Source organism: Amycolatopsis sp. VS8301801F10, assembly GCF_046195355.1.
GTDB lineage: Bacteria > Actinomycetota > Actinomycetes > Mycobacteriales > Pseudonocardiaceae > Amycolatopsis.
Genome location: NZ_CP176065.1, coordinates 6,102,755 through 6,129,048, shown reverse-complemented (window position 1 = coordinate 6,129,048; position 26,294 = coordinate 6,102,755). Strand labels below are relative to the sequence as shown.

The window sequence follows — 26,294 nt, the reverse complement described above, 5'->3', positions numbered from 1 at the left end:
TGTCCGCTGAGTCAATGATTGCCGAGTTTTCGGAGAACGTGGAGCCGACACCGTGACGATGCCGTTGTATGCCTCTCCCGAGCAGTTGATGCGGGAGCGTTCCGAGCTGGCGCGCAAGGGGATCGCGCGGGGCCGGAGCGTGGTGGTGCTGAAGTACGCGGGCGGGGTGCTGTTCGTGGCGGAGAATCCGTCGGCGACGCTGCACAAGGTGTCCGAGATCTACGACCGGATCGGGTTCGCCGCGGTGGGCCGGTATTCGGAGTTCGAGAACCTGCGGGTGGCGGGGATCCGGCACGCGGACCTGAAGGGCTACCAGTACGACCGCCGGGACGTGAGCGCGCGGGCGCTGGCGAACGCGTACGCGGCGACGCTGGGCAGCATTTTCACCGAGCAGCTGAAGCCGTTCGAGGTCGAGGTGTGCGTGGCCGAGGTCGGGGCGACCGCGGCGGAGGACCAGCTGTACCGGTTGACGTTCGACGGGTCGATTTTCGACGAGTCGCCGTTCGTGGTGATGGGCGGGCAGACGGAGCCGATCAGTGCGAAGCTGAAGGACGTCGTGGATCCCGGCCACGATCTGCGCACGGCGCTGGCGACGGCGATCGAGGGGCTGCGGGCGACCGCGGCGTCGTCGAACGGGAACGGGTCGGCGGCGGAGGCGGAGATCAAGCTCGAGGTCGCGGTGCTGGACCGGGCGAAGCCGCGGCGGGCGTTCCGGCGGTTGTCGGGGGCGGCGCTGGAGGCGTTGCTGCCGGCGAAGGCGGAGCCGGCCGAGAAGGCGGACGATTCCGGCGAGGGCGATTCCGGGAAGGGCTCGGACCAGGATTCCGGCAAGGGCGAGGATTCGGCCGAGAAGGAATGACGTAACGGACTGCGGGCCGTCGGGGGAAACCCGGCGGCCCGCAGTCGTTTTCCCCAATGCCGACGGGTGCGCTGGTGACTCCGTGGTGGCGTCGCCGGGGCGGGGTTCGTGCAGTCAGGGCTGGCGATTCTGGAGGGAGTCGCGCGGGCGCGGGTGGGGTGGCCGGAGTTCCGGATCGCGGACGGCGATCGACTGGCACGGCGTCACCTGCGAGAGCGGGGGAGCGTGCGACGTGCTGTCGCGACGACCTGTTCCGGCACCACGGCCAGACGCTGTCCGGACCGTTGACGGCGCTCGTCGCCCCCGTCCTCAGCAGGTGGGTGCCGAGCTAGAGCGATTCCAGCCGTTGACGCAAATGTGCGCGTTCCGGCTCGGTTCCCGCGTTGGACAGCGCTTCCTGGTACGCCGCCGCTGCTTCGGCGTCGCGGCCGAGGCGGTGCAGCAAGTCTCCGCGCGCCGCGGCGTACGGGTGGTAGCCCTGGAGCCGGGGCTCGTCGGCCAAGCCGTCCAGGAGTTCCAGCCCCGCTTCGGGCCCGTCGCGCATCGCGACCGCAGCCGCGCGGTTGAGCGCGACCACCGGGGTCGGCGTGAGCGTCAGCAGGATGTCGTACAGCGCGACGATCTGCGGCCAGTCAGTGCGCGCGACGTCCGGTGCTTCGGCGTGGAGCGCGGCGATCGCCGACTGCACCCCGTACGGCCCGGGCGGCCCGCCGGTGAGCGCGACCGGCACCAGCGCGCGGCCCTCGTCGATCAGCGCCGCGTCCCAGGACGTGCGGTCCTGGTCTTCGAGCAGGACGAACTCGCCCTCGGGCCCGGTGCGGGCCGCGCGGCGGGCGTGCACCAGCAGCAGAAGCGCGAGCAGCCCGGTGACTTCGCGTTCGTCCGGCAGCAGGCGGTGCAGGATCCGGGCCAGCCGGATGGCTTCCTCGGCCAGGTCGGGCCGCTGGATGTCCGGGCCGGAACTGGCCGCGTAGCCCTCGGTGAACAGCGAATACAGCACCTGCAGCACGCCGGGAAGCCGGGTGCGCAGCTCGTCGCCCGCGGGGACGCGGAACGGGATGCGGTGGTCGCGGATCCGGTTCTTGGCCCGCACGATCCGCTTCGCCATCGTCGCGGTCGGCACGAGGAACGCCCGCGCCACCTCGGGCGTCGTGAGCCCGGCCAGGCAGCGCAGGGTGAGCGCGAGCCGGTCCTCGGCGGCCAGCGCGGGATGGGCGCAGGTGAAGAACAGCTGGAGCCGGTCGTCGGGCAGGTCGCCGTCGGCCCCGGGCGGCGGGGGAGGGTCGGTGCGGTCGGATTCCGCTTGCAGGACAGCCAGTTTCGCCGCGTACGCCTGGTCGCGGCGGAGCCGGTCGACCGCCTTGCGGCGCGCGGTCGTCATCAGCCACGCGCCGGGTTTCGGCGGGACGCCGTCGATCGGCCACCGCACCAGCGCGGCCTCCACCGCTTCGGCGGCGACCTCCTCGGCCAGGTCGAGATCGCCGAACCGGCGGACGAGCGCGCCGAGCAGGCGGCCGTGCTCCTCGCGGAACACGGCCGCCACGGACGCTCGTGCGTCAGGCACTGAAGTCGGCGATCGGCCGGACCACGATCGAACCGTCGCGGGCGCCCGGGCAGCGGGCCGCCCAGTCGAGCGCGGCGTCGAGGTCCGGCACGTCCAGCACGTAGAACCCGCCGAGCAGCTCGCGGGTCTCGGCGAACGGGCCGTCGGTGGTGATCGAGCGCTCGCCGTCCGCGCCGACCTGCACCTTGGTCGCGGTCACGAGGTCGGCGAGCGACTCGCCGCTGACGTACACGCCCGCGTCGCGGACTTCCTTGTCGTAGGCCATCCAGTCGGCGGGCTCGCAGCCGGCGGCCCCGCCCTGCTCGGTGGCCGCGGAAGCGTGGATCAGCAGCAGGTACTTCATGGTCGGGCTCCTTCGTCGGTCGGCGCGGCCGGAGTGCCGCGCTGACCTCACCACGAACGGCGCCCGCCCGGATGGACAGGGCCCGGAAGATATTTTTCCCCGGGCGATCCGCTCAGAAGGAGGCAGGGGCGCTGCGGAAGTTCTGATCGGCGAAGGCGAGCATGTAGGGCAGCGTCGCGCGGGCGGTGTGCCAGGTGTGGTTGAACCCGCGTTCGGCGTGCACCACGACCTCCTGGCCGCGCCGCTGCAGCGACCCGGCGATGCGGTGCGCGGTCGCCACGTCGGTCGGCGCGCCGGTGCCGACGGTCAGCATCACGGCGATCTTCTGCGGGAACGGCATCGTCGGGATGTAGCGGCGCGGGGTGTTCGCCGCGATCGCCGCCTGGTTGCCGCCGAGGACGCCGACCGAGTCGTTCAGGTCGTCGTAGGGCAGCGAGATCAGCAGCGTGCCGAACTCGTCGAGGTGGTGCAGCCCGATGTTCAGCGCGCCGAAGCCGCCGCCGGACATGCCGCCGAGCGCGCGGTGGCCGCGGTCGGCGAAGGTGCGGTAGTGCTTGTCGACCGACGGGACGATGCCGCTGGCGAGGTACGTCTCCAGCTGCGGCCCGCCCGGGACGTTGAGGCATTCCCAGTCGGTGCTCGGCCGGTTGGCGGTGAGGTCGACGCTCACGATGATCATCGGCTGGATCACGTGGGCGTCCTCGAGGCTCTTCAGCGTCTGCGGCGCGGAGCCGGAGGTGAGCCAGTCGCGCGGGCCGCCGTAGGGGTAGCCGTGGATGAGGTAGACGACCGGGTAGCGCTTGTTCGCGTTCGCCGGGTCGTGGTAGCCGGCCGGGAGGACCACGTAGTTCTCGCCGTTCGACACGCCGTGCGCCGGGTCGGGCACGTTCAGCACCTCGATGCTGCCGTTGCCGCTGGGCGGGGCCGCGGGCCGGGCGGCGGTGGGGGAGCTGCCGCTGGTCCCGCCGGTGGCGCTGAGGTCGGAGTCCTCGCCCGGATCGTCGCTGGTGCTGCGCAGCAGGGTGCCCGCGACGTTCATCGCGCCGCCCCCGCGCTGCAGGAGCCTGCCGAGGTCGCTGGGCGTGCGGACGTAGCCGACGTAGCTGTTCACCGCGGTGATCGCGGCGATCAGGAAGAGCGCGATCGAACCGCTGATGCCCCAGCGGCGCACGCGGCGGCGGTGCGCGAGAGCGATGGTGACGGCGAGGACCGCCGCGGCGGCTCCGGCGAACGCGAGCCACAGCAGCGGGGATTCGAGCGGCCCGAGGTCCCTTGCCTGGGAGGTGACCGACGGGGGCAGGACCGGGTCGACCGCCCGCGGGAGCAGCTGGCTCATCCGCGGCCTGCCGGAGACGGGCAGCTGCGACCGCGGGAGGAAAAACGCACTGAGAAGACCCCTGCCGTGAACTGGTGCGGACAGGGCAGTCCGCACCTCGAAGATCACGCTAGGGAGGGCTCGCTGTGGATTCGTTGAGAAAAGGTAAAGAAACGGTCAAGTGCCGTCGAGGGGCAGCCCAGCTGGCGGTAATCGCGCAGGTCAGGGCCGCGAGAGCCGAGCGTCGAGTGGCGAACGCCTCGGTGCCCGAGCACGCGCTCTCCGAGGGACCTTAGGGTACGAAGCGGTCAGGAGCCACCGTCCGGATTCCGGTAGACGGTCAGCGCGCTCGGCCGCGACCGGAACCGGAACTCCCGCCCGAGCGGGCCCACCTCGCCGTCGGTGGCGACCCGGCGGTTCCCGTCGAGCAGCCGCACGTGCAGCTCCGGCAGGTCCCGCTGCCGGTAGACGTGGCTCGCGTGCAGGCTGTTGGTGAGGCTCGCGAGCACGAACCGGGTCCGCGACCAGCGCACGTCGGCCCGCACGTAGCGGACGTCGAGCAGGCCGGTGTCGAGCGCCGGGCGCCGCGACGGCGCGAACCCCTTCGGCGCGTACGTGCCGTTGCCGACGAAGATCAGCCACACCTGCGTCGGCTTCCCGTTCAGCTGCACGCGCAGCGGTTTCGCGCGCCGCAGCACGCGCACGAGCGCGAGCGCCGCGGACGGCCACTTCGGAAACCGGCTCTGCAGCTTTTCCCGCAGCCGCACCATTTCCGGGTACCCGCCGAGGCTGGCGGTGTTGACGAACCAGCGGTGCCCGGGTTCTCCGGAGCCGTCGATCTCGACCTCGGCCAGGTCAATGCCGACCGCGTGGCCGCCCTCGGTCGCCTCGTCCGCGTCCGGCATCGAACGCACCCCGATGTCGCGGGCGAAATGGTTGAGCGTCCCGGCCGGGATGAGCGCCAGCGGCAGCCCGCGTTCGGCGGCGACCGACGCCACGGCCGCGACCGTGCCGTCCCCGCCCGCGACGCCGAGCGCGCGGACCGAGCCGTGCGCTTCGATCTCGGCGGCGAGCTGCTCGCGCAGGTCCCGCGACGGATCCGGGTAGATCAGCGACGCCTTCGGCCAGGCGTAGCGGACGTCCTCGGTCGGGTCGAGCCCGTTGACGCCCGAATTCGGGTTCACCAGCGCCAGCATGTCCTCGCCGTCGCGCATCTCCGGCGCTTCCGCGGCGTGCGCGGTGCGGGCCCGCGCGTCCGGGTGCAGCGGCCACCAGTGCCGGGTCAGCACGGCGATCCCGGTCCCGATCGCCAGCCCGGCGGCGACGTCGCTCGGCCAGTGCACCCCGGTGTGGACCCGCGAGTACGCGACCGCCCCGGCGAGCGGGACGACCACGAGCCCGGCCTTCGGCGACTCCATCGCGACTGCGGTCGCGAACGCGGCGGCCGAGGCCGAATGCCCGGACGGGAACGACGACGACGTCGGCCGTTTCCGCAGCTGACGGTGCGCCGGAACCTCCTCCTCGGCCGGACGGCGGCGCGGGAACAGCGGCTTCGCGACCAGGTTCGCCGCGGCGCTCGCGCCGGCGATGGCGGCGATCCCGCGCAGCGCGCCGCGGCGCGCCGGGCCCTTCCGGACCGCCAGCACCGCCGCCACGCCCCACCAGAGCCGCGATTTGTTCGCACTCCGGGACAACGCGGTCACCACGTCGTCGGCCCGGGTGCGGGGAATCGCCGCACTGCGCCGCATCAGCGCCCGATCCCGCTGCCCGACCTGCCGGAACGCCCGGCCGACCTGCTGGAACACTCTCGTCCACCTCCGCTGGCCGCGCCGGATCCACCCCGGTCCCGGCGACCGGTTTCCGCCGCAATGTCACCACTTGCAACGTACCGACCGCGTGTCGCCGCCCGAACGGCGCACCTTCCGCGGGGGTCCAGCGCCTACTCTGGGGGGATGCAGCGGCGGATCTTTGGCATCGAGACCGAGTTCGGGGTCACGTGCACCTTTCACGGCCAGCGCAGGCTCTCCCCCGACGAGGTCGCGCGCTACCTCTTCCGGCGGGTCGTCTCGTGGGGACGCTCGTCCAACGTGTTCCTGTCCAACGGCTCCAGGCTCTACCTCGACGTGGGCTCGCACCCGGAGTACGCGACGGCCGAGTGCGACGACCTGACCCAGCTCGTCACCCACGACAAGGCCGGCGAGCGGATCCTCGAGGACCTCCTCGTGGACGCCGAGCGCCGGCTCGCCGACGAGGGCATCGGCGGCGACATCTTCCTGTTCAAGAACAACACCGACTCCGCGGGCAACTCCTACGGCTGCCACGAGAACTACCTGGTCACCCGGGCCGGGGAGTTCTCCCGGATCGCCGACGTGCTGCTGCCCTTCCTCGTCACCCGCCAGCTCATCTGCGGCGCGGGCAAGGTGCTGCAGACCCCGCGCGGCGCGGTGTACTGCCTCTCCCAGCGCGCCGAGCACATCTGGGAAGGCGTCTCCAGCGCCACCACCCGGTCCCGGCCGATCATCAACACCCGCGACGAACCCCACGCCGACGCCGAGCGCTACCGGCGCCTGCACGTCATCGTGGGCGACTCGAACATGGCCGAGCCCACCACCATGCTCAAGATCGGATCGGCCAACCTCGTGCTCGAGATGATCGAGGCCGGCGTCCAGTTCCGCGACTTCACGCTCGACAACCCGATCCGCGCGATCCGGGAGATCAGCCACGACCTCACCGGACGCCGCCAGGTCCGGCTCGCCGGCGGGCGCGAGGCCTCCGCGCTGGACATCCAGCGGGAGTACCACGCCCGGGCGGTCCAGCACCTGAAGGAGAACGGGTCCACGCCCGCCAACGAGCGGGTCGTCGAACTGTGGGGCCGCGCGCTGGAGGCGGTCGAGGAGCAGGACTTCAGCAAAATCGACACCGAGATCGACTGGGCGATCAAGCACCGGCTGGTCGAACGCTACCGGGCCAAGCACGACCTGGACCTCTCCAGCCCCCGAGTGGCCCAGCTCGACCTCGCCTACCACGACATCCGCCGCGGCCGCGGGATCTTCGACCTGCTGCAGCGGAAAGGACTCGTCCGCCGGGTCACCGACGACGGCGAGATCGAGGCCGCCAAGGACACCCCGCCGCAGACCACCCGGGCGAAACTCCGCGGCGACTTCATCGCGGCGGCCCAGGCCGCTGGGCGGGACTTCACGGTCGACTGGGTGCACCTGAAGCTGAACGACCAGGCACAGCGCACCGTGCTGTGCAAGGACCCGTTCCGGTCGGTGGACGAGCGAGTGGAACGGTTGATCGGGTCGCTGTAATTTTGGCGCCGACTTCGTCGTCGCGGCGGGATCGCCTTCAAGTCGGCGTGCGGAGGGGCGATGCACCCGGCCCTGGGGGCCGTGCACATCGCCCCTCCGCACGCCGACGCGATCCCGCGTTGGGGTTGCGTGAGGGCGGGAAACCGTTGGCGGGGGCGGAGAATCCGACGAAAGTCGTCGGGCGGGTGCGGCAGGATTCTGGCATGCGTGCGTTCCGGGCTGTTTTAGTTCTGGTGGCGGTGTTGTCGGTGTCTCTTGGCGGAGTTGCCGCGGCTTCTTCGCTGCCGTCGTGGCAGCTGCTGTCCACGGGCACCACTGCGCAGTTCCGTGGGCTGTCCGCCGTCAGCGAGCGGGTCGCGTGGGTCAGCGGGACTCAGGGCACGGTGCTGCGGACGGTCGACGGCGGGCGTAACTGGCTGTCGGTCGGGCCGCCGGGCGCCGGGAAGCTCGAGTTTCGCGACATCGAGGGCTTCGACGCCGAGCACGCCGTCGTGCTCTCGATCGGGTCTGGTGCGGATTCCCGGGTCTATCGCACCGACGACGGCGGGAAGCACTGGCGGCAGACGTTCAGCAACCCGGATTCCGCCGCGTTCTACGACTGCCTCGCCTTCTTCGACCCCTGGCGCGGGCTCGCGATGAGCGACCCGGTCAACGGGAAGTTCCGCGTCCAGGCCACCTTCGACGGCGGCCGCAGCTGGAAGCAGATCCCGGACGACGCGTTCCCGCCCGCCGAGCCCGGAGAAGCCGGGTTCGCGGCCAGCGGCCAGTGCGTCACCACCTCCGGGCCGTTCGACGCGTGGCTCGCCACCGGCGGCGGCCCGCAGGCACGCGTTCTGCACTCGGGAGACGGCGGCAGGCACTGGACCGCGGCCCGGACGCCGCTGCCCAGCAGCGCGTCGGCGGGGGTTTTCGCGGTCGCGTTCCGTAACCCGTGGCAGGGCGTCGCGATCGGCGGCGACTACGCCAACCCGACCGCGCCCGGTCCGGCTGTCGCGGTGAGCCATGACCGCGGCCGCAGCTGGCGTACTCCGCCGGAGCATCCCGCCGGGTACCGCTCCGGGCTCGCTTGGCGCGGCGGCACGGTGCTGGCCGTCGGGCCCGGCGGGAGCGATCTGAGCCGCGACGGGGGACGGCACTGGACCTCGTTCGACACCGGCGGTTTCGACACCGTCGACTGCGCCTGGACCGGGGCGTGCTGGGCCAGCGGGGCCAACGGGCGCGTGGCGAAGCTGGTTCCGTAGGAGGGAACCCGTTCCGGGCGGCAAGGCTGTCCGGAACGGCGGCGCGTGACCGGCCGCGCGCCGAGGGTCCCTTCGCCGCGCCCATCCTGACCAGGCGCGACGCGCGCGGGCTGGACCTGACGATCGCGCGCGACGGGGAGAGCTAGAGTCGTCTGGTGTCCACCGCACGCGCCGAACGGCTGGTCAACCTCGTGCTGGCCCTGCTCTCCACCCGGCAATACCTCACCGCGGAGCGGATCCGCGGGATCGTGCCCGGGTACGCCGACGCGGCCAGCGACGACGCCTTCTTCCGCACCTTCGAACGCGACAAGACCGAACTGCGGGAACTCGGCATCCCGCTCGAAACCGGCCGCAACTCCGTCTTCGACCCCGTCGAGGGCTACCGCATCGCCCGGCGCGACTACGAACTCGGCGAGATCGACCTCGCCCCCGACGAGGCCGCGGCCGTCGGGCTCGCCGTCCGGCTCTGGGACTCGCCCGAACTCACCGGGCAGGCCCAGGGCGCGCTGGTGAAACTCCGCGCGGCCGGCGTCGAGGTCGACGACCAGGCCCCGACCCTGATCGAGCCCCGGGTGCGCGCCGAACCGGCGTTCGCGCCGATGCTCGCCGCCGTCCAGGCCGGACAAGCGGTCCGGTTCGAATACCGGCGCAGCGGCTCGCCCGAACGCCGCATCCGCACGCTCGAACCGTGGGGCGTGGTGTCCTGGCGCGCCCGCTGGTACGTCGTCGGGCACGACCGCGACCGCGACGCGCCCCGCTGCTTCCGGCTCTCCCGCGTCACCGGGAAAGTCGCCGCGATCGGGAAACCGGGCGCGGTCGTGCGGCCCGAGGGCGTCAACCTGATGCAGCTCGTGTCGGTGACCGGCGGCAGCGAGGAACCGGCCCCGGTCACCACCGCCCGGCTGTGGGTCGCCGACGGCCGCGCCGCCGGAGTCCGCCGCCGCGGCGACGTCGTGGGCCGCGAAACCGTCGCCGGCGAGGAAGGCGACGTGATCGAGATCGGCCTGTACTTCCCGGAATCGGCCGCCGACTGGATCGCCGCGCAAGGCCCGGACGTGCTCGTGCTCGAACCGGACGTGCTCGCCAAATCCGTGCAGCACCGGCTCGAGGCCGTGCTGGCCCGCGCCGGGCAGGGGAGCGCCCGATGAGCGCCTCCGCCGAGCGCATGCCGAGACTGCTCGCGCTCGTGCCCTACCTGCTCGCCCGCCCCGGCATCCGGATCGACGAGGCCGCCCAGGACTTCGACGTCACCCCGCGCCAGCTGCGCAAGGACCTCGAACTGCTGTGGATGTGCGGCCTGCCCGGCTACGGCCCCGGCGACCTCATCGACCTGTCCTTCGAAGGCGACACGATCGTCGTCACCCACGACGCCGGGATGAGCCGCCCGCTGCGCCTCACCGGCGGCGAGGCCACCGCGCTGCTGGTCGCCCTGCGCGCCCTCGCCGAAACCCCGGGAGTGGCCGACGGCGACGCCGTCCGCCGCGCCATCGCCAAAATCGAGGACGCCGCCGGGCAGGCCCGCCCGGCCGGGGTCGTCGTCGGGGGAGGAGTGCGCGAAGGAGCCCGCGCCGCCCGCACCCGCGAAACCGTGGCCGGCGCGCTGCAGGACGGCCGCGCGCTGCGGATGCGCTACTACACCGCCTCCCGCGACCAGATCACCGAGCGCACCGTCGACCCGATGCGGCTCGTCATCGTCCAAGGCGTCGGCTACCTCGAAGCGTGGTGCCGACGCGTCGAAGGCGTCCGGCTCTTCCGCCTCGATCGGGTGGATGCGCTCACCGTATTGGACGAACCCGCCGCCCCGCCCGCCCACGCGCGGCCCACCGACCTGTCCGACGGCGTCTTCTCCGCCCGTCCCGATCAGCGGGTCGCCCATCTCGTGCTCGACCCCGACGCCCGCTGGGTCGCCGAGTACTACCCGTGCGAGGAACTCGACGAACTCGACGGCGGACGGCTGCGCATCGCCATGCGGTACAGCGACGAGCCCTGGATGGTCCGCCTCGTGCTCAGCCTCGGCGGGGAAGCCCAGGTGGAGAGCCCCGCCACACTCGCGCACGCAGTCGGTCGCCGGGCCGCCGACGCCGTGGCGCGTGCCCGTCACCTCACGTCCATCTCCGACCGATAAGGTGGTTTCAGTGCCGTACCTGCCCGTCTACGTGCTGCTCGCGGCCGGCCTGCTCGTCCTGGCCCTGCTGCTGGTACGGACCGCCGGAGTCTTGCGCCGCTTCCGCCGCACCATGAGCATGGTCAGTGCGGACACCCACGACCGGACCGGACTGCTCCGGGCCCGGTCCGCGGCACTCCGTGTGGCCGTGGCCGAACAACGCCCGGCGCCCGGCAACAAGTAACATCGGCACAGACCCCAGACAAGGAGGGCAGGCGACCATGAACGCGCTGCAGCCGTGGCACATCATCGTTCTGGTGCTCGTGGTGGTTCTGCTGTTCGGAGCGAAGCGGCTCCCGGACGCGGCCCGGTCCATCGGCAAGTCCATGAAGATCTTCAAGGCCGAGACCAAGGACCTGACCGGCGAGCAGAAGGCCGAAGCCGAGGCCGAGTCCGCCGACACCCGGCACATCGCCGCGCCCGCGCAGACCGCGCAGGACAAGCAGGTCGCCGACCTCCAGCGCCAGCTCGACGAACTGAAGAAGCAGCAGGCGGCCTCGGCCGACCAGCCGCAGAAGAACGCGAGCTGACCCTCCGCGCGCACCACCCGGTCCCCGGTCCACGGCGGCGCGCCGGAGCGGCGCGCCCCGGCGGGCTCTGACGAGAACGGAACGACCAGTGGCGGAAGCCGCCCACGGCAACGGCAGCCGGTCCAGCAAGCGGAGCCGGCGCAGCCGTCGGAAAAACCCCGACGGCACGATGACGCTCATCGAGCACATCTACGAGTTCCGCCGCCGGCTCGGCTGGGCGGTCGTTTTCGTCGTCATCGGCGCGATCTTCGGGTTCATCTGGTTCGGCCAGCGGTTCGGGCCGATCCCGTCGCTCGGCGACATCATGACCCACCCGTACTGCGCCATCCCGAAGGAACAGCGGTTCGGCGGCGAGAACGGCTGCCGCCTGCTGCAGACCGTGCCGTTCGAAGTCTTCATGCTCCGCCTGAAGGTCGGCGTCGCCGCGGGCGCGGTCCTGCTGTCCCCGGCCTGGCTGTACCAGCTGTGGGCGTTCATCGCGCCCGGCCTCTACGCCAAGGAACGCAAGTACGCGCTGACCTTCGTCGGCTTCGCCTCGGTGCTGTTCGCCGCCGGCGCGGTGCTGGCCTACCTGCTCGTCCCGCACGCGCTCGCGCTGCTCGCCGGATTCGGCCAGGACCAGTTCGTCACCGCGCTCACCGGCGACAAGTACATCTCCTTCATCCTGTCGCTGCTGGTGATCTTCGGCGTCAGCTTCGAGCTCCCGCTGCTCGTCGTGATGCTCAACCGCGTCGGCGTGCTCAAGTACCAGCAGCTCAAGAAGTGGCGCCGCGGCATCGTGTTCGCGCTGTTCGTGTTCGCCGCGTTCGCCACCCCCGGCTCGGACCCGTTCTCGATGCTCGGCCTCGCCGGCGCGCTCACCCTGCTGTTCGAGATCTCCATCCAGATCGCCCGCTTCCACGACCGCAAGCTCGACCGCGTGCGCCAGGACGAGGGCTGGGACCAGCTCGCCGACGACGAGGCCGCGCCGTTCCACTACACGCCGACCACCGCCGACGGCGAGGAACCGGCCGCGCAGAAGCCGCCTGCCGGCCGCTCCGGCCCGACCGACGACATCACCTGACCGTGGGCCTGAACGCGGCACTGGCCGTGCACCCGGCCTCCGGGCGCGGCGCGGCCGCCCGCGCCGCCGAAGCGGTCGCCGCACGGCTGCGGCCCGCCGTCGACCGGCTCGACCTCCTCGTCGCCACCAGCGTCGAGGAATCCCGCGCCCTCATGCGGTCCTCGCACGCCGAAGGCCTCGACGTGCTGATCGTCCTTGGCGGCGACGGCGCGGCCCACCAGGGCGTCCAGTTCTGCGCCGACCACGGCGTCGCGCTCGGCCTCGTCCCCTCCGGCACCGGCAACGACTTCGCCCGCGCCCTCGGCGTCCCGCCCGACCCGCGCGCCGCCGCCGACGCCCTCGCGAGAGCACTGCGGGCCGGCCGCCGCCGCAGCCTTGACCTCGGCCGGCTCGGCGACACCTGGTTCGCGACCGTGCTGTGCGCCGGATTCGACGCCGCCGTCAACGCCCGCGCGAACGCGATGCGCTGGCCCGCCGGACCCCGCCGCTACGACCTCGCGATCCTCGCCGAACTCGCCGCGTTCACCCCCCGTCCGATTGTCCTGCACACCGACGACGGCGTCCTCGAACTCGACGCCACCCTCGTCGCGGCAGGCAACACCCCGTACTACGGCGGCGGAATCCCCGTCTGCCCCGCCGCGACCCCGGACGACGGGCTGTTCGACGTGACCGTCATCGGTGCGCCCGGCCGCGCCCGCCTGCTGCGGATGCTCCCGCACCTGCGCACCGGCGAGCACGTCGGACGGCCCAGCGTCCAGACCTTCCGCACCCGCACGCTGCGGATCGAAGCGCCCGGCTGGCCCGTCTACGCCGACGGCGAGGACCAGGGCGGAGCCCCGGCCGAAGCGGTCTGCGTGCCCTCCGGGCTGACCGTCGTCGCGTGAGCGCGGGCGTTGTGCACGCCGCGTGCGGAATGTCGGTGGCGTATGAAACCCTGACGGGGTGGCCACTAGCCCTTCACCATCGCCGGCCGAGGCCTACGCTGCCTCCCGTCGCCGCGCCAAGCACCCCCAGCTGACCCGGTTTTCCGCCGAATCGGCCTTCGAATTCGACGATTTCCAGATCCGCGGCTGCGAAGCGCTCGAAGAGGGCCACGGCGTCCTGGTCTGCGCCCCCACCGGGGCCGGCAAGACCGTGGTCGGCGAGTTCGCCGTCCACCTCGCCCTCGCCGAGGGCCGCAAATGCTTCTACACCACCCCGATCAAGGCGCTGTCGAACCAGAAGTACGCCGACCTCGTCGAGCGCTACGGCAACGACGCCGTCGGCCTGCTCACCGGCGACACCTCGATCAACGGCAACGCCCAGGTGGTCGTCATGACCACCGAGGTGCTCCGCAACATGCTTTACGCGGGCAGCTCCGCCATCCCCGAACTCGGCTACGTCGTCATGGACGAGGTCCACTACCTCGCCGACCGCTTCCGCGGCGCGGTCTGGGAGGAAGTGATCCTCCACCTGCCCGAACACGTCCGCGTCGTCGGACTGTCCGCCACCGTCAGCAACGCCGAGGAATTCGGCGAATGGCTCGTCGAGATCCGCGGCGACACCGCCGTCGTCGTCGACGAGCACCGGCCGGTCCCGCTGTGGCAGCACATGCTGGTCGGCAACCAGCTGCTCGACCTGTTCGCCGGCCAGAACGAGGCCGACCCGGGGGAGCAGCTGCGGATCAACCCCACGCTGCTGCGCAAAACCGACGACCTCGGCCGGTTCGCGCCGACCTTCCGCGGCCCGCGCGGCGGCCGCCGGGGAGCCCCGCCGCGCGGCCCGAGGTTCCGGCCGCCGTCGCGCGTGGACGTCGTCGAACGGCTCGACCACGCCGGCCTGCTGCCCGCGATCGTGTTCATCTTTTCCCGCGCCGGCTGTGACGCGGCGGTCGCCCAGTGCGTCCGCTCCGGCCTGCGGCTCAACGGACCCGAGCAGGTCGAGGAGATCCGCCGGATCGTCGACGAGCGCACCGCGGAGCTGCCCGAGGGCGACCTCGGCGTCCTCGGCTACTGGGAATGGCGCGAGGCCCTCGAACGCGGCTTCGCCGGCCACCACGCCGGGCTGCTGCCCGCGTTCAAGGAAACCGTCGAGGAACTGTTCGTCCGCGGCCTGGTCAAGGTCGTGTTCGCGACCGAGACCCTCGCCCTCGGCATCAACATGCCTGCCCGCACCGTCGTGCTCGAACGGCTCGTGAAATACAACGGCGAGGCGCACGTCGACCTCACCCCGGGCGAATACACCCAGCTCACCGGCCGCGCCGGGCGCCGGGGCATCGACATCGAGGGCCACGCCGTCGTCGCCTGGCAGCCCGGCGTCGACCCGAAGGCGGTCGCCGGGCTCGCCTCCACCCGCACCTACCCGCTGCGCTCGTCGTTCCGTCCCGGCTACAACATGGCGGTCAACCTGGTCTCCCAGGTCGGCGCGGACGCCGCCCGCGACCTGCTGGAACAGTCGTTCGCGCAGTTCCAGGCCGACCGGTCGGTGGTCGGCACCGCGCGAAGGATCGAACGCAACAAGGAAGCCCTCAAGGGCTACACCGCCGCGATCACCGGCGACTTCGACCAGATGCTGGAGTACGTCGAACTCCGCGCCAAGATCTCCGCCCGCGAGAAGACCCTGTCGCGGCAGAACACCTCCTCCCGCCGCGCCGAGACCGCCCAATCGCTGGAGAAACTGCGCAAGGGCGACGTCATCGCGGTCCCGGCCGGCCGCCGCGCCGGGCTCGCCGTGGTCGTCGACCCCGGCCTCGACCCGATCCGCGAACCCCGCCCGGTCGTGGTCACCGAGGACCGCTGGTCCGGACCGCTGTCGGCGGCCGACTTCCCGGCCCCGGTCGAAACGCTCGGCCGGATCCGGCTGCCCAAGCACCTCGAACTGCGCTCGCCGAAAACCCGCCGCGACATCGCCTCGTCGCTGCGCGACTCCGGGATCGCCCTGCCCGGCCGCCAGCGCCGCCGCACCGCGGCCGCCGACGACGCCGAACTCGCCTCGCTGCGCCGCGCCCTGCGCGCCCACCCCTGCCACGGCCTCGCCGAACGCGAAGCGAACCTCCGCTGGGTCGAGCGCTACCAGCGCCTTTCCGCCGAAACCGAACAGCTCGAACGCAAAGTCGCGGCCACCACGCACTCGCTGGCCCGCGCGTTCGACCGGATCCTGCGGCTGCTCGGCGAACGCGGCTACGTCCGCCCCGGCGACGGCGAGGACCGCGTCACCGAACACGGCCGCCGCCTCACCCGGCTCTACAGCGAATCCGACCTGCTCGCCGCCGAATGCATCCGGCACGGCGTCTGGAACGGCCTCGGCCCGGCCGAGCTCGCCGCCGTCGTCTCCACGCTCGTGTTCGAGGCCCGCCGCGACACCGCGGGCGAACCCCGCCTGCCCGGCGGCGCGGTCCCCGGCGCGTGGCAGGAAACCAGCAGGCTGTGGGTCGAACTCACCGAGGACGAACGCCGCCACCGCCTCGACCGCACCCGCGAGCCCGACGCCGGGTTCGCGTGGCCGGTCTACCGCTGGGCGCGCGGCGAATCCCTGGAAAAGGTCCTCACCGCGGCCGAGACCAACGGGCAGGAACTGTCCGCCGGCGACTTCGTCCGCTGGTGCCGCCAGGTGATCGACCTGCTCGACCAGATCCGCGACGTCCTCGGCAAGGAGGACCCGGTCGGCTCGGCGGCCGCGCAGGCGGTCCGGGCGCTGCGCCGCGGCGTGGTGGCCGCGGGCGCGGCGTGACCGCGAGGGCACACCTTGGCAGCGACTGCGCGCGGACACGTGTGCTAGGTCCAGACCTGTGGTTGGATCGCGCACGACACCCGCAGCCCGGCCTGCGGATGCGGACACACGAAGGCGGAGGCTAACGATGAGCACGCCGTATGGCGGCAACGACCCGCGGCAGCAGCCCCAGTACGGGCAACAGCCCTACGGCCAGGACCCCCACTACGGGCAGCAGCCGGGGGGCGCGTACCCGCAGAGCGGGCCGCAGCAGCAGCCGTACCCGCCCCAGCAGTACGGCCAGCAGCCCTACGGTCAGGACCCGCAGTACGGCCAGCAGCCCGGCGGCTACCCGCAACAGCAGCAGCCGCCGCAGCAGCCCCAGTGGGGCCAGCAGCCGCCGCAGTACGGGCAGCAGCAGCCCTCCTACGGCCAGCAGCAGCAATACGGCGAGCCGCAGCAGCAATACGGCGGCCAGCAGCCCGGCCAGTACGACTACGGGCAGCCCGGCGGGGCCGCGCCGGAATCCTCGGGCGGGTCGAAGAAGGGCCTGTTCATCGGGATCGGCGCGCTCGTCGTCGTGGTGGCCGTCGTGGCGATCCTCGGCTTCGTCGCGCCCGGCTTCTTCAAGACCCAGGTCTTCAACAACAACCAGATGCAGACCGACGTCGCGAAGCTGCTCACCGACACCTACAAGATCCAGGGCGTCAGCGGAGTCACGTGCCCGGCCGAGCAGAAGGTCGAGGACGGCGCGAAATTCGAGTGCACCGCCACCATCAACGGCAAACCGCAGCAGGTGCCGATCACCGTCAAGGGCACCGACGGCAACTACGAGGTCTCGCCGCCCGCGGCCAAGTGACGCCCGGCAATTCGGTGGCGATCCCGCGGCCGCCCCGGGAATGATCGGGGCATGAGCGACCACACCGTCCGGACCCTCCGCCCCGACGAGCACCGCGCGGCCTGGGACCTGTTCCGGGCCGCGCTGCACGTCCAGCCCGGCACCGACGAGGAATGGGAACGCGCCTCCGCGGCGCACCAGGACGGCCGCGTCCTGGGCGTGTTCGGACCCGACCTGATCGGCACCGCCCGCTCGTTCGACTCCGAAATGGTCGTCCCCGGCGGAAAGCGGCTCCCGCTGGCCGCGGTCACCGGCGTCGGCGTCCGCGCCGGACGCACCCGCCGCGGCGTGCTCAGCGCACTGCAGGCCGCGCAGCTGGCGGACTTCGCCGAACGAGGCGTCGCGCTCGCGCTGCTGTACGCGTCGGAAGGCGCGATCTACGGCCGCTACGGCTACGGAATCGCGACGCTCGCCAAGAAGGTCGTGGTGGACCGGCACCGGGCTCAGCTGCGCCCGGACGTGCCGGCCGGGGGAGAGGTCACCGTCCTCGGCGTCGACGAGGCCGCCCCGCAATGGCCGGAACTCTACGCCGCGACCGCGATGGGCCGCGTCGCCGCGATGACCCGCCCCGAGGTCTACTGGCCGGGCTACGAAGCCCAGGTGCGCCGCCGGGCGAAACTGGTCCAGACCGCCGTGCACCGCGGACCGGACGGCGTCGACGGCTACCTGACCTACCACGTCGAGAGCGCCGACGACCGCGCCAAACTGGAAGTGCTGGCGTTCCACTACGCCAGCCCGGACGCGTTCGCCGGGCTCTGGCGGTTCCTGCTGTCGGTCGACCTGGTCGACGAGATCGTGCTCGCGATGCGCCCGCTCGACGAACCGCACGCGCTGCTGTTCACCGACCCGCGGATGGCGAAAACCGAGAGCACCGACGACGAAAGCTGGCTCCGGCTGGTCGACGTGCCTGCCGCGCTCGCCGCCCGCGCTTACGGCCCGGCCGAACCCGTCGTGCTCGAAGTCTCCGACCGGTCGCTGCCGGCCAACGAAGGCCGCTACCTCGTCGGCCCCGACGGCGCTTCCCGCACCGACGCGGAACCCGCGCTGCGGCTCTCGGCGGACACCCTGTCGATGCTCTACTTCGGAACGTGGCGCGCGTCCGCGCTCGCCGCCACCGGCCGCGTCGAAGTGCTCGACCCGGCCGCGCCCGAAGCCGCCGACGTTCTCTTCGGCACGCGCGAATCCGTGTGGTGCGGTACGTTCTTCTGACCGTTGACCAGACGTTTTCGCGCAGAGGAGCGGGTTTGATGCGCGCCGTGCGGGTGCTGCTGTTGTGCGGCCTGGGAATGCTCGCCGCCGCGGGCTGCGACAGCGGGACGCCCCCGGCCCCGGTGCACACGGTCACCGTCACGCCGAACAGTCCCGCGCAGCCGGGCGTCGCGTCGTCGTCCGCGCCCAGTTCGTCCTCGGCGATGCGCGTGTTCGACTCCCGGGTGATGGCCTCGGCCGTCACCCGGCTCCTCGCCGACGACTACAAGCTGGCGAACGTCGGCACGGTGTCCTGCCCGGACCGGCAGCCCGTCGCCGACGGCTCGCGCTTCCAGTGCACTGTGGACATCGCGGGCACGACGAAACACGTCCCCATCACGGTGACCGGCGCGGACGGCAAGTACCGGGTCGATCCGCCGCAGTAAATCCGTTGGCCGCGCGGCCGTCGCGATTGGTTCAATCGGGACATGAGCGACTACGTGGTACGCCAGATCACCGACTCCGAAAGCCGCGCGACTCTCGACCTTCTGGTGCGGTCCCTGCACGGGAACCCGGTCTCGGACGAGCGCTGGGCGAAGATCGGCGGCTCCTGGACGGCGGACGGCCGGACCGGGGCGTTCCACGACGGCGAACCCATCGGCATCGCCAGCTCCTTCGCCACGAAGCTCACCGTCCCCGGCGGCGCCGCCGTGCCGATGGCCGCGGTCGACGGCGTCGGCGTCCGCGCGGACTGGACCCGCCGCGGCGTGCTCACCGCGATGATGGACCGGCAACTGCACGACTTCGCCCAGCGCGGCCACGTCGTCGCCGCGCTCCACGCGAGCGAAGCGCTGATCTACGGCCGCTTCGGCTACGGCGTCGCGACCCGCATGGCCACCCTGCAGGTGAAGAAACCGGCTCCGCTGCGCGAAACCGTCGTCGCCCCCGGCCGCGTCCGGCTGCTCTCCGCCGACGAGGCGGTCGCGACGATTCCTTCGCTGTACCAACGGATCGACACCGGCAGGCCCGGCACGATCGCCCGCCCGGAGCCGTGGTGGCCGATCGCGTTCAACTGGCACCTCTACCCGGACGGCGGCAACCACCGCGTCGCTGTCCACACTGGACCGGACGGCGACGACGGCTACGCGGTCTTCCACGTCGTGCCGCAGAGCAGCTACCTCGACCCGGAACGCGGCGCCGCGCTCGAAGTCCACGACCTGCACGCGGCGAACCCGGAAGCGCTGGCCGGGCTGTGGCGGTTCCTGCTGTCGGTGGACCTGGTCGAGGTCGTGAACGTGCGCGGCCGCCCCGTGGACGAGCCGGTCGGCCTGCTGCTCGTCGACCCGCGCCGGGCGCAGACGGTCGGCGTGGACGACGAACTGTGGCTGCGGCTGATCGACGTGCCGGCGGCGCTCGCAGCCCGCACGTACGGCTCGGCGGAACCGGTGGTGTTCGAAGTGAACGACCGCATGCTGCCGGACAACCGCGGCCGCTACCGGGTCGGCAGCGGCGGCGTCGAGCGCACCGAGGCCGAGGCCGATCTGCGGCTCGACGTCGACACGTTGGCGATGCTGTACCTCGGCGCCTGGGAAGCCGGCCCGCTCGCGCTGTCCGGCCGGATCACCGGCGCGAGCGCGGAAACGCTGTCCCGCGTCGACGCGCTGTTCCGGACCGGCGTCCAGCCCTGGACCGGCACGCACTTCTGACCGGCGGGGAGGGTTCCACCACGCGGGGGAACCCTCCCGAGCGGGTCACGCTCCGGGCAGCGCCGCCAGCAGCCGCTCCACCGAACGGCCCAGGTTCCACCGCTCGGCCAGCTCCGCCACCCGGTCCGGATCGGCGGGCGCGGCCGGCACCGCGTCCGGCCCGGACTGCACGACCGGCGCGTCCACCGCGACCCGCACCACGGTCGGCGCGACGGCCAGATAGTCCGCGGCCTCGGAAAGCCGCAGCCGGGTCTTCAGCGGCACCCGCGCATCCCCGGCCGAGGCCGCGGCGACGAGTTCCTCCAGCGAACCGAACTGGGTGATCAGCTTCGCCGCGGTCTTCTCGCCGATCCCCGCCACGCCGGGCAGCCCGTCCGACGGGTCGCCGCGCAACGCGGCCATGTCCGCGTAAGCGGGCCCGGCGGACTCGGCCGGAACGCCGTACTTCTCGGCGATTTCCCGCTGCCCCAGCACTTCCGCCTTCGCCCAGCCCTTCCCGACGTACACCACCGACGTCGGCGTCGGCTCCTCGCGCACGAGCTGGAACAGGTCGCGGTCGCCGGTGATCACCTCGACCGGCGCGTCCTTCTCCCGCGTCGCGAGCGCGCCGATCACGTCGTCCGCCTCGTAGCCGTCGGCCTCCGCGACGGCGAACCCGAACGCCTCCAGCACTTCCAGGATGATCGGCACCTGCGGGGTCAGCGTGTCGGGCACCTCTTCGACGTCCGCCCCGCCGTCGCCGGGCACCGCGACCCGGTGCGCCTTGTAGCTCGGCAGCAGATCGGTGCGGAACTTAGGCCGCCAGTCCGCGTCGAGACAAGCGACCAGCCGCGACGGACGCCGGTCGGTCAGGATGCGCGCGATCGTGTCGGTGAACCCGCGCACGGCGTTGACCGGCGTCCCGTCGGGCGCGGTCATCGAATCGGGCAGCGCGTAGAACGAGCGGAAGTAGAGGCTCGCGGAATCGAGGAGAGCGAGTGGTCCGGTCACCCGCACAGCCTGCCACGTCCGGCCCGCGCGGGCCCGAAAGTCGCGCCGGGCGCGTCCGGCGCGCCTTCCCGCGCAAACCCGGGCGGCACGCCGGATCGGGGAGCACGGGCGGCTGCGCGGGGACGCCGGTACTAGGCTCGGCGTCATGTCGAGCCGATCCCTCCATTCGCCCGCCCCCGACGCCGCCGCGCTCCGCGCCCGTCTCGACCGCGCCGCGAAAGCCGCTGCCGCCGCCGGCGCCGACGCGCTGCTCGTCGCGCCCGGATCCGACCTGCGGTACCTGCTCGGCCAGGCGGGCGGTTCGTTCGAGCGGCTGACCACTCTCGTCGTTCCCGCCGACGGCACTCCCGCGCTCGTGGTGCCGAAGCTCGAGGCCCCCGGCTACGCCGGCGTGCCCACCGACGAACTCGGCGTCGAGGTGCTCACCTGGGTCGACGGCGACGACCCCTACCGGCTCGTCGCCGACCGGCTCGGCAAGCCCGGCCGGATCGCGGTCAGCGACTTCACCCCGGCGCTGCACGTGCTGTCCCTGCGCGCCGCGTTCGGCGACGCCGAGCAGACGCTCGCCGGGCCGATCGTGCGCGAACTGCGGATGCGCAAGGACGCCGCCGAGATCGACGCCCTGCGCAAGGCGGGCGCGGCGATCGACCGCGTGCACGCGCGGATGGGCGAATGGCTGCGCGCCGGCCGCACCGAGGCCGAGGTCGGCGCGGACATCACCGCCGCCATCGTCGAAGAGGGCCACACGCACGCCGACTTTGTCATCGTCGGCTCCGGCCCCAACGGGGCCAGCCCGCACCACGACGTGTCCGAGCGCGTCATCGAACGCGGCGACGTCGTCGTGATCGACATCGGCGGCCCGGTGCCCGAGGGCTACAACTCCGACTCCACCCGCACCTACTCGATCGGCGAACCCCGCGACGCCGACGTCGCCGAGACCTACGCCGTCCTGCAGCGCGCGCAGCAGGCCGCCGTCGACGCGGTCCGCCCCGGCGCCACCGCCGAGAGCATCGACAAGGCCGCGCGCGACGTCATCGCCGCCGCCGGGTTCGGCGAGTACTTCATCCACCGCACCGGCCACGGCATCGGCCTCGACGTGCACGAGGAGCCCTACATCATCGCGGGCAACGCGCTGCCGCTCGAGGCGGGCATGGCCTTCAGCGTCGAGCCGGGCATCTATCAGCCGGGCCGCTGGGGCGCCCGGATCGAGGACATCGTGCTCGTCACCGACTCGGGCGTCGAGCCGGTGAACACGCGGCCGCACGAACTGGTCGTGCTGGACGCATGAGCGCGGCCGGCAACCGAAGCACCGCCGTCCGCCCCGGCGCCGAGGCGACGGCATGAGCGGGCCGCTGGAGCCGCTCGACCAGGCGATCGTGCAGGAGCTGGCCGCCGACGGCCGGCGCAGCTTCACCGACCTCGCCGAACGGGTCGGGCTGTCGGTGTCGGCGGTGCACCAGCGGGTGCGCCGCCTCGAGCAGCGCGGCGTCATCCTCGGCTACACCGCCCGGCTCGACGGCGAGCAGATCGGCCTCCCGCTCACCGCGCTGATCTCGCTCACCCCGAACGACCCGGCCGCGCCCGACGACTACCCGCAGCGGATCCAGCACATCAAAGAGATCGAGTCCTGCTATTCGGTGGCCGGCGACGAGTCCTACATCCTGCTGGTGCGGGTCGCGTCGCCGCTCGGCCTCGAAGACCTGCTCCGCCGGATCCGCGAGGCGGCGAAGGTCTCCACCCGGACCACCGTCGTGCTGTCCACCCCGTTCGAGGGGCGGTCGCCGACGTTGTGAAGGCCGCTGGAGCGGTGAGAGTGGTACGGTAAAAGGTATGGCGACACGTAAGGTGACACTCTCGCTCGACACCGGTGCGCTCGAGTACGCCGAGCGGGCCGCGAAAGCACACGGGATTTCGGTCTCGTCCTGGCTGTCCAAGGCGGCTCGGCGCGAGGCGGTCCGGACCGGGTATACCCCGCAGCGGGCTCCCGCCACGCCTGCCGCCGAGGCGGACGAGGCGGAGCGGGCGGCTGCGGAGAAGGAGATGCGTGCGCAGGGGTGAGGTCTGGACCTACCACCCGCCTACGGATCCCGCGCGGCAGCGGACTGTGGTGCTGCTGTCTTCGGACGGGGTGAACGAGTCCGAGCGGCCTTGGCTGCTCGGGACGGAACTGCTGGATCGGGATCCGCAGGACATTCTCGGGGTGGCGGTGGATGCTCGGTATTGGGTGTCCACGTTGAATCTGACGCGGCTTTACCGGCCTTGGCTGGCGGAGCGGGTCGCGGAGGTTGATTCGGATGTTCAGGAGCAGATCGATGTGGCTTTGAGGGCTGCGTTGGATTTGTGAGTCTTCCTTGGGGGGCGGCTCGTCGCCCTGGCGGGCGACATTGCGCCTCGGGTGGTTGCGTGGGGCACCCCGAAGCTTGATTGTGCTGACGGTCTGGGGGTGCTTGTCAAGGCGGGAAAGATGCCTTGACAAGCACTCCCAGACCGCAGGGAGGCTTCGTATCGGGGTGCGGGGGAGGGGCTGGGTGCCTCGCTTTTTGGGTGCAGCGGTGGCGGTTTGTTGCGCGGGTTGGGTGCGTTAGGGCTTGGGGTTCGCGGCGTGCGGGTAGTGCCCTGATGCGGTATTGGGGCGCATTCCGGCGGCGGCGGGTGCTGGTGGTGAGGGGAAACGCTGAGGGGCTCCGGGGGCGGTGAAGGTGGCCCTCGCGGAATTGGCCTCGGGGTGCGTTGCGGGCGGCTAGCTGACTGGTTCTGGGACTGCGTGGAGTTTTCCGTCTGGGCCTGCCAGGCAGGATGCGTTGCCTTGCTGGGTCGTGAGGAAGTCGGTGAGGCAGTCGGCGATCGCGGCGTGTCCGGCGGCGTTCGGGTGGAAGGATTCCTGCAGTGCGTGCGTCGCTCGTTCTACCTGCGTTAGGTCGTTCAGGTGCAGGGTCAGGCGCGTGAACCATTCCGTGGCCAGGTTCGGGCCGCCGGAGCAGGCTTCGTGTTTTTCTCCTGCTCGGGCCAGATCCAGGAAACGCGCGCCGGATTGGGCGGCCGCTTGTTTGATTCCCGCGGAAAGGGTGCTGATTCCCGTCGTCGAGATCCACTGCAGGTCGTCTGTGCGGAAGGGGCAGCCGTTGAGGCTTTGCAGATCCGCGGGGATGTCCGGGCCTACTGGGGCGGCGTAGGACTGAAGCACCAGTTGGTAATCGGCGGGGACGTAGCCGGCGTCGGCCAGTACTTTTTTCACGTCGCCTACCGCGTTCGCCACCTTCGGGACCATGGCGTCCACTTTGGACTTCCAGGATTGCTTCAGCGCGACGCTGCAGGACGGGCCGTCGGAGGAGAACCAGGCCTTGAAGCATTCGCTGACCTGTGCGGAGAACTTCGGGTCGTCGTTCGCGCCCACGGCGATCACCACCGCGGCCACCCGGTGGTCCTTGACGACGTCGGCCAGTTGCGCGGCTTGCGAGCGTTCGCCCCACTGTTTGGCGTCGCCTAGGGCGACCTGGGCCGCGGGCGCGCCCGAGCAGGCCAGGTTGACCCGGGCGGTGATGCCGGGGATCCGGACCTTCTGCACGAACGCCGCCGACGAGCGGTGGCACCAGTCGCCGTTCTTGCCGTCGGTGTCGGGGCTGTAGGCGCCGGCGCCTTCGCCGGAAACGGTGCTGTCGCCGATCGAGACGATGGTCAGCGGGCCGCGGCCGGGCGGGCCCTGGCGAGGAAAGGGCTGGCCCGGCCGGCTTTCGGTGCCGAAAAAGACGAAGAAACCCACCAGAACAGCTACGCAGGCGAGGACCAGCGCCCCCCACCACCACCGGAATCGTCGCATCGCTCGCCAAGTCTAGCGAGAACCCCGGCCCCGCCGGCAGGGCTTGAGGGGGCTGGGACGCGGGTCACCGCCCGGCAACTGTCTACTGTGGACTCAAGCTGTCATTCGCCTGCCCAGACCGGCGGGCGGCGGTGGGTCCACGGGGCGGCCTGTTCGAGCTGCCCGGCCAGGCGGAACAGCAGGTCTTCGCGGCCGAAAGCGGCGGTGAACTGCATGCCGACGGGCAGTCCGGCAGCCTCGGCCAGCGGGACGGACATCGACGGAACCCCTGAAACGTTCGCGGCCGCGGTGTAGGGGGAGCGGTCCAGGACGCGGTTCAGCCAGCCCAGGCCGTCCAAGTGCTCGGCGCCCTCGCCGTAGACGCCGAGCGGGACCGGCGGCTCGGGCAGGGTCGGGGAGAGGAACAGGTCGTAGTGCTCGAAGTGCCGGGCGAAGGTCCGGGAAACGCTGTTGCGGATCGTCAGGGCTCGGACGAACTCGTCGGCGGTGACCTGGTGGCCGTAGCGGTAGCTGGCGAGGGTGACCGGTTCCAGCGTGGTCTCGTCGACCGGGCGGCCGGTCGCGGCGGCGACGCTGTCGATCCACGGGGCCAGGTTCGCGGCCCACATCCGGGCGTTGCCGAGGACGAATTCCTCCCAGGAGACGCCCAGCGCCAGTGAGGTTTCCTCGACCTCGTGGCCCAGGGATTCCAGCAGGCGCATCGTTTCGGACAGCGCCGCGGAGACCGGTTCGGTCGGCTGCTGTCCGCCCCACGGCTGCCGCAGCACCGCGATTCGCAGACGGCCGGGATCCGTCTTCGCCTCGGTGGCGTAGGGGCGGTCCGGGCGCGGCGCGAAGTACGGGTCGCCGGGTTCCGGGCCTTCGATCAGGTCCAGCAGGACGGCGCTGTCGCGTACGGTCCGGCTCAAGCTGCCCTGCACGGCCAGGCCGTTGAAGACCTCGTCGGCGCCCGGTCCCTGCGAAACCCGGCCGCGGGAGGGTTTCAGGCCGAACAATCCGTTGCAGGAAGCGGGAACGCGAATGGAACCCGCGGCGTCGGTGGCGTGCGCGAGGGGGACGATCCCGGCCGCGACCGCCGCGCCGGAACCGCCGCTGGAGCCGCCCGCGCTCCGGTCCGGGGACCACGGGTTGCGGGTCGCGCCGTAGAACTCCGGTTCGGTGGTGGTGCTGTAGGCCATTTCCGGCGTGGCGGCGCGGCCGATGGTGACCAGACCGGCCCGGCGGAAGCGGCGCATCAGGAACGAGTCCTCGGCCGCGACGAACCCCGCGGCCAACCGGCTGCCCAGTTCGCTCCGCTTGCCCGCCATCGCGACGCCGAGGTCCTTGATCAGGAACGGCACGCCCGCCAAGGGCGCGGAACCCGGGGCGTTCTCCGGCGGCCAGGTTTCGACGACCGCGTTGATCCGCGGATTCACCGCTTCGACCGCTCGTGCGGCCGCGTCGGCGACCTCCGCCGCCGTCACCTCGCCCCGGGAGATCAGGTCTGCCAGGCCGACCGCGTCGTGGCTTGCGTATTCGGAGAGTTTCACCGACACGTCCTTCGCGATACTTGTGCGTATTGAGTGATACCGAGTGGTATCACGGGGAACGGTTGTGTACCGTAGCTCGTGACGCACCG

General features: G+C 71.9%; 25 protein-coding genes. 18 read left to right on the top strand and 7 right to left on the bottom strand.

Annotation, left to right across the window (positions count from 1 at the left end; translation table 11 throughout):
• The first annotated feature begins 52 nt into the window (after nucleotides 1–52).
• Entirely contained in the window at nucleotides 53–859 is an 807-nt protein-coding gene (gene prcA, locus F9C11_RS28940) for a proteasome subunit alpha (protein ID WP_409180516.1), read from the top strand.
• Nucleotides 860–1,187: 328 nt separating this feature from the next.
• Here the strand turns inward: prcA and F9C11_RS28935 are convergent, their stop codons facing one another.
• The 4 genes from F9C11_RS28935 to F9C11_RS28920 all read right to left on the bottom strand — a co-directional run bounded on the left by F9C11_RS28935 (nucleotide 1,188) and on the right by F9C11_RS28920 (nucleotide 5,829).
• Complete coding sequence (locus F9C11_RS28935; RefSeq protein ID WP_409186993.1) at nucleotides 1,188–2,393, bottom strand: RNA polymerase sigma factor; 1,206 nt, start codon at nucleotides 2,391–2,393, stop codon at nucleotides 1,188–1,190.
• A 22-nt stretch (nucleotides 2,394–2,415) separates the two neighbouring features.
• Nucleotides 2,416–2,766, bottom strand: a complete 351-nt coding sequence (locus tag F9C11_RS28930) for a YciI family protein (RefSeq protein ID WP_409180515.1) — start codon at nucleotides 2,764–2,766, stop codon at nucleotides 2,416–2,418.
• Nucleotides 2,767–2,878: 112 nt separating this feature from the next.
• On the bottom strand, nucleotides 2,879–4,102 hold the full coding sequence (locus F9C11_RS28925) for an alpha/beta hydrolase (protein WP_409180514.1): 1,224 nt from the start codon (nucleotides 4,100–4,102) through the stop codon (nucleotides 2,879–2,881).
• Nucleotides 4,103–4,389: 287 nt separating this feature from the next.
• Entirely contained in the window at nucleotides 4,390–5,829 is a 1,440-nt protein-coding gene (locus tag F9C11_RS28920; protein WP_409186992.1) for a bifunctional phosphatase PAP2/diacylglycerol kinase family protein, read from the bottom strand.
• 204 nt (nucleotides 5,830–6,033) lie between these two features.
• Between F9C11_RS28920 and pafA the strand changes: the two genes are divergently transcribed.
• From pafA to F9C11_RS28855, 13 genes are all read left to right on the top strand, one after another.
• Complete coding sequence (gene pafA / locus F9C11_RS28915) at nucleotides 6,034–7,392, top strand: Pup--protein ligase (RefSeq protein ID WP_009078177.1); 1,359 nt, start codon at nucleotides 6,034–6,036, stop codon at nucleotides 7,390–7,392.
• A gap of 203 nt (nucleotides 7,393–7,595) precedes the next feature.
• Nucleotides 7,596–8,633 (top strand): WD40/YVTN/BNR-like repeat-containing protein, encoded by a 1,038-nt coding sequence (locus tag F9C11_RS28910; protein WP_409180513.1) that lies wholly within the window; start codon nucleotides 7,596–7,598, stop codon nucleotides 8,631–8,633.
• 155 nt (nucleotides 8,634–8,788) lie between these two features.
• Nucleotides 8,789–9,781: a helix-turn-helix transcriptional regulator gene (locus F9C11_RS28905; protein WP_409180512.1), complete on the top strand. Its 993-nt coding sequence runs from the start codon at nucleotides 8,789–8,791 to the stop codon at nucleotides 9,779–9,781.
• Nucleotides 9,778–10,758 (top strand): helix-turn-helix transcriptional regulator, encoded by a 981-nt coding sequence (locus F9C11_RS28900; RefSeq protein WP_409180511.1) that lies wholly within the window; start codon nucleotides 9,778–9,780, stop codon nucleotides 10,756–10,758. Before F9C11_RS28905 ends, F9C11_RS28900 begins: the two co-directional genes overlap by 4 nt.
• Nucleotides 10,759–10,768: 10 nt before the next feature.
• Complete coding sequence (locus F9C11_RS28895; protein ID WP_409180510.1) at nucleotides 10,769–10,981, top strand: bacteriophage holin; 213 nt, start codon at nucleotides 10,769–10,771, stop codon at nucleotides 10,979–10,981.
• Nucleotides 10,982–11,018: 37 nt separating this feature from the next.
• Complete coding sequence (tatA, locus tag F9C11_RS28890; RefSeq protein ID WP_409180509.1) at nucleotides 11,019–11,327, top strand: Sec-independent protein translocase subunit TatA; 309 nt, start codon at nucleotides 11,019–11,021, stop codon at nucleotides 11,325–11,327.
• Nucleotides 11,328–11,415: 88 nt separating this feature from the next.
• Complete coding sequence (gene tatC, locus F9C11_RS28885; protein ID WP_409180508.1) at nucleotides 11,416–12,390, top strand: twin-arginine translocase subunit TatC; 975 nt, start codon at nucleotides 11,416–11,418, stop codon at nucleotides 12,388–12,390.
• Nucleotides 12,391–12,392: 2 nt separating this feature from the next.
• Nucleotides 12,393–13,274: a diacylglycerol/lipid kinase family protein gene (locus tag F9C11_RS28880; RefSeq protein ID WP_409180507.1), complete on the top strand. Its 882-nt coding sequence runs from the start codon at nucleotides 12,393–12,395 to the stop codon at nucleotides 13,272–13,274.
• 58 nt (nucleotides 13,275–13,332) lie between these two features.
• Nucleotides 13,333–16,098, top strand: a complete 2,766-nt coding sequence (locus F9C11_RS28875) for a DEAD/DEAH box helicase (protein ID WP_409180506.1) — start codon at nucleotides 13,333–13,335, stop codon at nucleotides 16,096–16,098.
• Between the two features lie 127 nt (nucleotides 16,099–16,225).
• On the top strand, nucleotides 16,226–16,936 hold the full coding sequence (locus F9C11_RS28870; protein WP_409180505.1) for a DUF4333 domain-containing protein: 711 nt from the start codon (nucleotides 16,226–16,228) through the stop codon (nucleotides 16,934–16,936).
• Nucleotides 16,937–16,987: 51 nt separating this feature from the next.
• Nucleotides 16,988–18,184, top strand: a complete 1,197-nt coding sequence (locus F9C11_RS28865; RefSeq protein ID WP_409180504.1) for a GNAT family N-acetyltransferase — start codon at nucleotides 16,988–16,990, stop codon at nucleotides 18,182–18,184.
• 38 nt (nucleotides 18,185–18,222) lie between these two features.
• Entirely contained in the window at nucleotides 18,223–18,609 is a 387-nt protein-coding gene (locus F9C11_RS28860) for a DUF4333 domain-containing protein (protein WP_409180503.1), read from the top strand.
• A 42-nt stretch (nucleotides 18,610–18,651) separates the two neighbouring features.
• The gene (locus F9C11_RS28855) at nucleotides 18,652–19,869 is read left to right on the top strand and encodes a GNAT family N-acetyltransferase (protein ID WP_409180502.1); all 1,218 of its coding nucleotides are present in this window, start codon (nucleotides 18,652–18,654) and stop codon (nucleotides 19,867–19,869) included.
• A gap of 45 nt (nucleotides 19,870–19,914) precedes the next feature.
• Here F9C11_RS28855 and F9C11_RS28850 read toward each other — a convergent pair whose 3' ends face one another.
• A complete protein-coding gene (locus F9C11_RS28850) occupies nucleotides 19,915–20,859 on the bottom strand; it encodes a 5'-3' exonuclease H3TH domain-containing protein (protein WP_409180501.1) in 945 nt (314 codons plus the stop codon).
• A 145-nt stretch (nucleotides 20,860–21,004) separates the two neighbouring features.
• On the opposite strand from F9C11_RS28850, the gene F9C11_RS28845 reads away from it, so the two are divergent.
• The 4 genes from F9C11_RS28845 to F9C11_RS28830 are packed head-to-tail and all read left to right on the top strand — an operon-like array spanning nucleotide 21,005 to nucleotide 23,203.
• Nucleotides 21,005–22,147 (top strand): M24 family metallopeptidase, encoded by a 1,143-nt coding sequence (locus tag F9C11_RS28845; protein ID WP_409180500.1) that lies wholly within the window; start codon nucleotides 21,005–21,007, stop codon nucleotides 22,145–22,147.
• Between the two features lie 52 nt (nucleotides 22,148–22,199).
• Nucleotides 22,200–22,652 carry an Lrp/AsnC family transcriptional regulator gene (locus tag F9C11_RS28840; RefSeq protein ID WP_409180499.1) on the top strand — a complete coding sequence of 151 codons (453 nt, stop codon included), beginning with the start codon at nucleotides 22,200–22,202 and terminating at the stop codon, nucleotides 22,650–22,652.
• Between the two features lie 37 nt (nucleotides 22,653–22,689).
• Entirely contained in the window at nucleotides 22,690–22,917 is a 228-nt protein-coding gene (locus F9C11_RS28835; protein ID WP_009078209.1) for a hypothetical protein, read from the top strand.
• The gene (locus F9C11_RS28830) at nucleotides 22,904–23,203 is read left to right on the top strand and encodes a hypothetical protein (RefSeq protein WP_409180498.1); all 300 of its coding nucleotides are present in this window, start codon (nucleotides 22,904–22,906) and stop codon (nucleotides 23,201–23,203) included. Before F9C11_RS28835 ends, F9C11_RS28830 begins: the two co-directional genes overlap by 14 nt.
• A 396-nt stretch (nucleotides 23,204–23,599) precedes the next feature.
• Here F9C11_RS28830 and F9C11_RS28825 read toward each other — a convergent pair whose 3' ends face one another.
• Complete coding sequence (locus F9C11_RS28825) at nucleotides 23,600–24,676, bottom strand: GDSL-type esterase/lipase family protein (protein WP_409180497.1); 1,077 nt, start codon at nucleotides 24,674–24,676, stop codon at nucleotides 23,600–23,602.
• Nucleotides 24,677–24,777: 101 nt separating this feature from the next.
• Nucleotides 24,778–26,205: an amidase gene (locus F9C11_RS28820; RefSeq protein WP_409180496.1), complete on the bottom strand. Its 1,428-nt coding sequence runs from the start codon at nucleotides 26,203–26,205 to the stop codon at nucleotides 24,778–24,780.
• Nucleotides 26,206–26,294 lie beyond the last annotated feature (89 nt).